9 protein-coding genes are annotated in these 7,875 nt (G+C 70.0%); 1 reads left to right on the top strand and 8 read right to left on the bottom strand.

Translation table 11 applies throughout. The features are described 5' to 3' along the window. Positions 1–524: 524 nt before the first annotated feature. The 5 genes from BLV01_RS24370 to BLV01_RS24350 form a co-directional block, all read right to left on the bottom strand. The gene (locus BLV01_RS24370; RefSeq protein ID WP_091806425.1) at positions 525–1,844 is read right to left on the bottom strand and encodes a Xaa-Pro dipeptidase; all 1,320 of its coding nucleotides are present in this window, start codon (positions 1,842–1,844) and stop codon (positions 525–527) included. Between the two features lie 224 nt (positions 1,845–2,068). Further along, positions 2,069–3,001, bottom strand: a complete 933-nt coding sequence (locus tag BLV01_RS24365) for a heme o synthase (protein ID WP_091806412.1) — start codon at positions 2,999–3,001, stop codon at positions 2,069–2,071. Further along, positions 3,001–4,164, bottom strand: a complete 1,164-nt coding sequence (locus tag BLV01_RS24360; protein WP_091806409.1) for a COX15/CtaA family protein — start codon at positions 4,162–4,164, stop codon at positions 3,001–3,003. Before BLV01_RS24360 ends, BLV01_RS24365 begins: the two co-directional genes overlap by 1 nt. Before the next feature lie 81 nt (positions 4,165–4,245). Then, positions 4,246–4,845: a hypothetical protein gene (locus tag BLV01_RS24355; RefSeq protein ID WP_254782763.1), complete on the bottom strand. Its 600-nt coding sequence runs from the start codon at positions 4,843–4,845 to the stop codon at positions 4,246–4,248. Continuing rightward, on the bottom strand, positions 4,842–5,573 hold the full coding sequence (locus BLV01_RS24350) for an SURF1 family protein (RefSeq protein WP_091806406.1): 732 nt from the start codon (positions 5,571–5,573) through the stop codon (positions 4,842–4,844). Before BLV01_RS24350 ends, BLV01_RS24355 begins: the two co-directional genes overlap by 4 nt. Positions 5,574–5,639: 66 nt before the next feature. Between BLV01_RS24350 and BLV01_RS24345 the strand changes: the two genes are divergently transcribed. Next, positions 5,640–5,867: a twin transmembrane helix small protein gene (locus BLV01_RS24345; protein WP_091806403.1), complete on the top strand. Its 228-nt coding sequence runs from the start codon at positions 5,640–5,642 to the stop codon at positions 5,865–5,867. Between the two features lie 320 nt (positions 5,868–6,187). On the opposite strand, the gene BLV01_RS24340 is transcribed toward BLV01_RS24345, so the two are convergent. Genes BLV01_RS24340 through BLV01_RS26525 form a run of 3 tightly spaced genes read right to left on the bottom strand, consistent with a single transcriptional unit; the run spans position 6,188 to position 7,874 of the window. Then, positions 6,188–7,066: a cytochrome c oxidase subunit 3 gene (locus BLV01_RS24340; RefSeq protein ID WP_091806400.1), complete on the bottom strand. Its 879-nt coding sequence runs from the start codon at positions 7,064–7,066 to the stop codon at positions 6,188–6,190. Between the two features lie 35 nt (positions 7,067–7,101). Continuing rightward, positions 7,102–7,740: a cytochrome c oxidase assembly protein gene (locus BLV01_RS24335; protein WP_091806397.1), complete on the bottom strand. Its 639-nt coding sequence runs from the start codon at positions 7,738–7,740 to the stop codon at positions 7,102–7,104. Then, positions 7,737–7,874 (bottom strand): hypothetical protein, encoded by a 138-nt coding sequence (locus BLV01_RS26525; protein WP_175486245.1) that lies wholly within the window; start codon positions 7,872–7,874, stop codon positions 7,737–7,739. Before BLV01_RS26525 ends, BLV01_RS24335 begins: the two co-directional genes overlap by 4 nt. Position 7,875: the final 1 nt, after the last annotated feature.

The raw sequence follows: 7,875 nt of genomic DNA, 5'->3' as shown, positions 1-7,875 counted from the left end.
AGCCGCGACCGCGACAATGCAACTACGACGAAACCTTCGCAATCGCTGCGATGGCGCGGTCGCGGCTTGCGCCGCTCCTACAGGGGGCGTGCCGCGGTGGGTTCGGGCTTTGCGTGTTCCTACGTGTGACGACAAGCGAACATCCAAAGCTTCCGTCCGCAAGCGGCCGGGTCACTTTCTTTGTCCAAAGCCACAAAGAAAGTAACCAAAGAAAAGGCATTGCTGTTTCGAATCAAAAGCCACTAGGGCTCACAGCGGCGCGGGGCCGCGCCATAAGGGGCATCCTGCCCCATGGCGCGCGTGCGCATCCATGCGCACGCCCTGCGGGGCTGCGGGGCGTGTGCTTTGCTTGGGGTTGCGTCCGAGCCAACAGCAACGGCAACGGCAGCAACGGCAACAACAGCCGCAACGGCAACGGCAACGGCAAGATCAAAATGGATTACGGCCTCCGCCGGAATCACCCGATCGGGCGGACTGATGCAACCTGCCGCTTGCCTGCGCCGGCTACGCCGCCCGGACCGCGCTCAGCGCGCGTCCTTCACCACCTCGCCGCCCTTGACCACCACCGGCACCGATTCGAGCAGGCGCACGTCCTGGGTCGGGTCGCCGGCGACTGCGACCAGGTCGCCCCAGCGGCCGGTTTCGATCAGGCCCACGTCCTTGCGCCCCAGCGCCTGCGCCGCGTCGAAGGTGGCGGCGCGGATCGCCTGCGCCGGGCTCATGCCGTAGCGCGTCATCACCGCGAATTGCTTGCCGTTGAGTCCGTGCGGATACACGCCCGCGTCGGTGCCGTAGACCATCTTCACCCCGGCCGCATGGGCGCGGCGGAAGTTCTCGCGCTGGATGTCGCCGACCTCGCGGTCCTTGCGCAGGTTGTCCTCGAGCACGCCGTTCTTCTTGCCTTCGGCCTGGGTGTAGTCGGTGTTGTAGATGTCCATCGACAGCCACGCGCCGTGCTGCTTGGCCAGGCGGATGCCTTCCTCGTCGATCAGGCTGGCGTGCTCGATGGTGTCGACGCCGGCGCGGATCGCGTCGCGGATGCCGGCCGCGCCATGCGCGTGCGCGGCCACGCGCAGGCCCCACTGGTGCGCCTCGTCGGCCACCGCCTTCATTTCCTCGAAGCTCATCTGCTGCTGGCCGGGCTCGGTGTTGCGCGAGAACACACCGCCGGTCGCGCAGATCTTGATCACCTGCGCGCCGTACTTGCGCAGCTCGCGCACGCTCTTGCGCGCTTCCGCCGCCGAGTCGGCGTTGTACGGGTTCTTCTGCGCCATCGACGGCGGGAAATAGGTCGAATCGCAATGCCCGCCGGTGGCGCCGAAGGAATAGGCGGCGGTGACGATGCGCGGGCCGGCGAGCTTGCCCTCGTCGATGGCCTGGCGCAGGCCGACGTCGTTCCAGGCGTCGGCGCCGACGTTGCGCACGGTGGTGAAGCCGGCCTGCAAGGTCTGCTGCGCGTGCTTGACCGCCAGCACCGACCAGAAGCGGTCGTTGAACTGCAGGCCGGTGTAGCCGCCGTAGCTGGGGTCCGAATCCAGGTGCACATGCATGTCGATCAGGCCCGGCAGCACGGTCATGCCGGGCAGGTCGAGGCGGCGCGCGCCCTCGGGCGCGGCATCGCCGGCGCGGCCGACCGCGCTGATGCGTCCGTCGCGGATCACGATCTGCGGGTTGTCGATCAAGCGCCCGTTGCTCGCGTCGAACAACCGGGCCGCGGTGACCACCAGCGTGTCCGGGGCCTGCTGCGCGAGCGCCGGCGAAGCCAGCGCCAGCGACAGCGCCGCGCAGGCCAGCGCCAGTCCGGTCCGCGCCGCGCGCGGCGCCTTCGAATTCTCGTGTCGCATCATCGGCACCGATCTCCCCATCGGCGAAACAGTGCCGCGAGTATAGGCACGCCCGGGCCGCGCTCCGCCAGTGCGGGCCGGCTCGACAAGCCGCCTCTCGACGGCGCGCGAACGCAATCGTGCGCCTGCGGCGGATCGTCGATGGGCCTGCGCGATACCTGCGCGGATCGGCCGGCGTGTCGAACGCTTGCGCCGCAACCCGCCGCAGTTGGCGGCGCCGCGGCTCAGCCGACCGCGCGCAACTCGAACGCCGCCGCCGGCTGCAGCGCCGGCAGCAGCCAGTGGTCGGCCAGCAGGAACGCGAACAGCGCCATCAGGTAGACGATGGAGTAGTTGAACACCTTCATCGCGTACAACTCGTCCGGCGGGTCCATCAGCTTCCAGGCGTAGTACAGGAACATCGCGCCGAGCACCAGCGCGCCGCCGAGGTAGAACAGCCCGCTCATGCCCGCCGCCCACGGCAGCACCGTCACCGCCACCAGCAGCACGGTGTAGAACAGGATCTGCCAGCGCGTGTACTGCACGCCGTGGGTGACCGGCAGCATCGGCACCATCGCGCGGGCGTAGTCGGCGCGGCGGAAGATCGCCAGCGCCCAGAAGTGCGGCGGGGTCCAGACGAAGATGATCAGCACCAGCAGCAGCGCATGCGCCCAGTCCCATTCGCCCTGCATGCCGGTCACCGCGGCCCAGCCCAGCAGCGGCGGCGCGGCGCCGGCGATGCCGCCGATGACGATGTTCTGCGGCGTGGCGCGCTTGAGGTAGACGGTGTAGACCACCGCGTAGCCGATCAGCGAGGCGAAGGTCAGCGCGGCGGTGATCGCGTTGACCCACAGCACCAGGATCGCCATCGACGCCGCCGCCAGCGTCAGCGCGAACACCAGCGCCTGGCGCGGCGTGACCTGCCCGGCCACGATCGGCCGCCAGGACGTGCGCGCCATCTTGGCGTCGATGCGCGAATCCAGCAGTTGGTTGATCGCCGCCGCCGAGGACGCGGCCAGCCAGATGCCGAGGAAGCCCAGCACCGACTCGCGCAGCGGCGGCCAGCCCGGCACCGCCATGAACATGCCGACGATGGCGGTGAACACGATCAGCGCGACCACGCGCGGCTTGGTCAGGTCCCAGTACTGCTTGGCGGTGGGTCGCGGCGCGGCGTTCATCACGGCTCCGGCGTGCGCAGGCGCGCGAGCAGGGACACCAGCGCGAACAGCAGCAGCGCGGCGCCGCCGTTGTGCGCCACCGCCACCGCCAGCGGCAGGCCGAGCTTGACGTTGGCGATGCCCAGGCCGACCTGCAGCAACAGCAGCGCGCCCAGCAGCGTGGCCCAGCCGCGCAGGCCCGGCGTGCGCAACAGCTTGAGCGTCAGCGCCGCGAGGTAGACGAACACCACGCCGGCCATGATCCGGTGGGCGAGCTGGATCGCGATGCGCGCCTCGCCGTCGAGGATGCCGCCTTCGTAGTCCACGCCGATGCCGCGCCACAGCACGAAGGCCTCGCCGAAGTCGTGGCGCGGCCACCACTGGCCGACGCAGGTCGGGAAATCGTTGCCGCAGGCCAGCGCCGCGTAGTTCGCGCTGGTCCAGCCGCCGAGCGCGATCTGCACGCCGAGGATGGCGATGCCCAGCGCGATCCAGCCGCGCAGGCGCGGCGCGTCGGCCAGGCGGATCGGCAGGTTGGTCGCGCGCCATGCGGTCCACACCAGCAGCGAGAACGTCAGCAGCCCGCCGAGCAGGTGCGCCATCACCACGATGGGTTTCAGCAGCCAGGTCACCGTCCACATGCCGAGCAGGGCCTGGAAGATGATCACCGCCAGCGTCAGCGCCGAGACCCGCGACAGGTCGGTGTTGCTCCAGCGCGCGGCCGCGGCGATCAGGATCGCCTCGCCGACGATGGCCAGCGCCGAGGCGGCGACGTGCTGCCCTTTCATGTACAGCGGAATGCCGATCGCCACCAGCAACGAGGCCAGCGCGATCTGCGCCATGCCCTTGCTGCGCCGGCGCGCCGACACCAACGCCAGGGTCAGCACCAGCACGCCGAGCAGGCCGGCGATCATGCGGTGGAACTGCTCGCGCCAGGCCTTGTGCACCTCGACCGGGCGGATCTGGGTAGCGACGTGGTCGACCGCATCGTCGGCGTGCGAGGGCCACGCGGCGCGGCCGTAGCAGGTCGGCCAGTCGGGACAGCTCAGGCCGGCGTTGGACAGGCGCACGAACGCGCCGAACACGATCACGCACAGCGCCAGCGCCACCGCCAGCCAGGCGATGCGGTGGAAATTCTTGTACAGGCCGGAACTGCTCAGGCCGGTGAGGCTGGATACGCTCATTGCTTTGGCTTGGTCTCGCTGGGTACGCCGTGCGCGGGACGGCGGCGCCGGGCGCCCGCCGCGGGCCGCGCCGGCCGGTCGTTACATCAGTTTCAGCAGCCGGCTCAGGTCGGTGCGCAGCCCGCCGGGTTGGAAGCCGGGAGCGTAGCGCAGAATCACGAAGCCGTTCGGGTCGACCACATAGACCGGGGTGCCGGCCGGGTCGTCCAGCCGCGGCAGGCGCTCGCGCAGCTGCGGCGCGGGGCCGAGCACGCGCAGCGAGGCCGGGCGCGCGGCGCCGGCCGGCGGCTCGCCGAGCCACAGGATGTCGACCTGGTCCGCGTCCTTGCCGAACAGCTGCCAGACCGTGTCCAGCTCGTGCGACAACTTGGCGCAGGCCTCAGCGCAGTCCGGCCGCGGCGCGACCAGGATGCGCCACACCCGCGCTTCGGGATTCCACGGATACGGCTTGCCGTCGGCCAGGCTCGGCGCCAGTTCGCGCAGGTCCGGCTTGGGCGCGAGCAGTTCGCCGTGCTGGCGGTTGATCGCCGGATGCCGGTCGGTGAAGCGCATGATCCCGGCGACCAGCATCGGCACCAGGAAGAACGCGGCGATCAGCAGCAAGGTCAGGCGGTTGCGGTTGCGTTGGGCGTCGGGGACGCGCGCGGCGGGCTCGTTCGCGGGAGGCAGGGGTTCGGTCATCGGTCGGTTCCGCGGCGCGGACGCCGGAAAGTCAGGATCAGCGCGGTGGCCAGCACCGCCGCGGCGAGTGCGAACCACTGCAGGGAATAGCCGCGGTGCTTGTCCGGCGGCAAGGTGTTGCTGAGCAGTTCCAGGTCGCGCTCGTAGCCCAGCGGCAGGGTCGGGTCCAGGCGCAGCACCCGCGGCGCCAGCGGCGCCGACAGGCCGGTCGCGGCGGCGATCGCGCGGGTGTCCACGCGGGTCAGCAGCCAGCCCTCGCCTTCGCGGCCGAGGCCGGGGCCGAGCGGAATGCCAACCGACGGCGGCGCGCTGAGCAGGCCGCGCAGGGCCAGTTCGCCCTGCGGGCGCGGCACCGTCGGCAGCTTGCGTTCGCCGCCCAGCGGCAGCCAGCCCAGGTCGACCAGCAGCGGCAGGCCGGCGCGCGGCACGAAGATCCGGTAGACGCGCACGCCGGCGCGGCCGCCGCGCTGCTGGTTGTCGAGCAGCAGCGGCCCGCGTTCGTCGAAGCGGCCCAGGCCCGTGGCCCAGTCGTAGCCGCGCGCGCGGTGCGGATCGTCGGCGGCCGACAGCGGCTGCGGCAGGCGCTCGCCGAGCACGCGCGCGGCGGCGTCGAGCATGGCCTGCTTCTCCACCGCGCGCCGCGCCTGCCACAGGCCGAGGTTGGCGAACAGCGCGATCGCCGCCAGCGCCAGGGTCCAGCCCAGCAGCAGGTTGCCGCGGCGGCTCACCCCAAGCTCCCGGCGTGCTGCGATAATCCGGCTTTCGCACCCACGCGCGCGCCGCACGAGGCTTCGATGAGCCAAGAACTGAAAATCCTGCTGGTGGTGGCGTTCCTGGCGGTCATCCTGTGGAACCTGGGAGCGGGCCTCTACTACATGCTGGTGGACAAGGGTCAGAGCAAACGCACGGTCAACGCCCTGACCCGCCGCATCGCGCTGTCCATCGCGCTGGTCCTGATCGTGGTGGTGTCGATCTGGATGGGTTGGATCACGCCGCACGGCGTGGGGTCGAATCCGGGCTGAGCGATACCGGCGCCAGCCGCCGCCGAAGCTGGGCTGGCCGGACGTGGCCAAGCCCGTCGGCCTCCAAGCCGGCGAACATCGCACCGCTATTGTCGCCCGTTCGCGGCGCCGCCGCGATGCGGCGGCCGGTCGCTGCACGGACCCGCTCTTGTGGGAGGGTTTTCAGGCCCGATGCCCTGCGGCCGGGTCGCGGCGGGCTGGAACAAGTGCATCGGGCTTGAAGGCCCTCCCGCAAGAACTTCCCGCCAAAACAGCCAGGCCCCGGAAAACGAAAGGCCGGCCACCGGGCCGGCCTTTCGCTGCGATGGCGTCGCCCGCGCTTACAGCACGTAGACGAACAGGAACAGGCCCAGCCACACCACGTCGACGAAGTGCCAGTACCAGGCCACCGCTTCGAACGCGAAGTGGTTGTCCTTGTCGAAGTGGCCCTTCAGGCAGCGGAACCAGATCACCGCGAGCATGATCGTGCCCAGGGTCACGTGCGCGCCGTGGAAGCCGGTCAGCATGAAAAAGGTCGAGCCGTAGATGCCCGAGCCCAGGGTCAGGTTCAGTTCCTTGTAGGCGTGGATGTATTCCTCGGCCTGGAAGAACAGGAACAGGCAGCCCAGGGCCACGGTCAGGCCCAGCCAGAACAGCAGCGCCTTGCGGTGGCCGCCCTTGAGCGCGTGGTGCGCGGCGGTGACCGTGGAGCCGGAGGTCAGCAGGATCAGGGTGTTGAGCAGCGGCAGGCCCCAGGCCGGGATGGTCTGGAAGTGGCCGCCGACGCCGGCCGGGCCCGAGCTCGGCCAGGCCGCGCTGAATTCCGGCCACAGCAGGCTGTTGGTCATCACGCCGTCGCCTTCGCCGCCCAGCCACGGCAGCGCAAGCTGGCGGGCGTAGAACAGCGCGCCGAAGAACGCGGCGAAGAACATCACCTCGGAGAAGATGAACCAGATCATCCCCATCCGGAACGAGACGTCGACCTGCCGGTTGTAGTTGCCGCGCACCGACTCCTTGACCACGTCGCCGAACCAGCCGAACAGCACGGCGATCATCATCGCCACGCCGACGAAGAAGGTGGGCTTGCCCCAGCTGACTTCGTTGAGCCAGCTGGCCACGCCGATCATCAGGGTGAACAGACCGATGGAACCGAGGAACGGCCAGCGGCTGCTATGCGGGACGTAGTAGATGTTGGCGTCTGGCGAGTGCGCTTGGCCCATGGCGGCGTTCCGTAGTCAGGTGGTGCGAAGCCAACTCAAGGCGCGGCCAGCGGCGAGGACGGGGTCTTGGAGACCGCGCCCTGCTGCAGCCGTGCGGTGAGCACGTCGTTCTTGAAGAAAGTGTAGGACAGGGTGATGGTCTCGACGCCGGCCGGAAGGTTCGGATCGACGATGAAACGCACCGGCATCTCGCGAGACTCGCCGGCCTGCAGCGTTTGCGCGGTGAAGCAGAAGCACTCGGTCTTGTTGAAATAGCCCGAGGCGCGCGCCGGCGCCACCGACGGCGAGGCGCTGCCGACGATCGGCGCATCGCTGGTGTTGCGCGCGTAATAGGTGGTTTCGTACTGCTCGCCCGGGCGCACCTTCATGCTGACCACGTGCGGGCGGAAGTCCCACGGCAGCTTGGAATTGACGCTGCCGTCGAACTGCACGGTGACGATGCGGTCGCTGACCGCGTGGCCGCCGCGGTCGGCCTCGGCCACGCCGCGTTCCAGGCGGATGCCGAACACCTTCTCGCAGGCGATGCGGTACAGCGGCACCAGGGCGAAGGTGAAGGCGAACGCGCCCAGCGCCACGCCGACCATGAGCTTGGTCATCTTCGGCGACGCCTGCCGGCGGACCTCGTCGAGGTCCTGCGGCGGCTGCGGTTCGCGCGGGCCCTGAGCGTCGGTCATTTGGACAATCCCAGCACGCCGCTGAGGATGAACAACACGTACACCGCGACCGCGACCGCGCCGACCCACAGCGCGGTCCGCCGCGCGGCCGAGCGGCGCTGGGCGAGGTCCTGCGGTTCCTGGATCGGGGTCATG

It is taken from the genome of Lysobacter sp. yr284, from assembly GCF_900107375.1.
Classification (GTDB): Bacteria; Pseudomonadota; Gammaproteobacteria; order Xanthomonadales; family Xanthomonadaceae; genus Lysobacter.
Note: the sequence above shows the minus strand (reverse complement) of the source record. Positions and strands in the feature narration are given on the sequence as shown.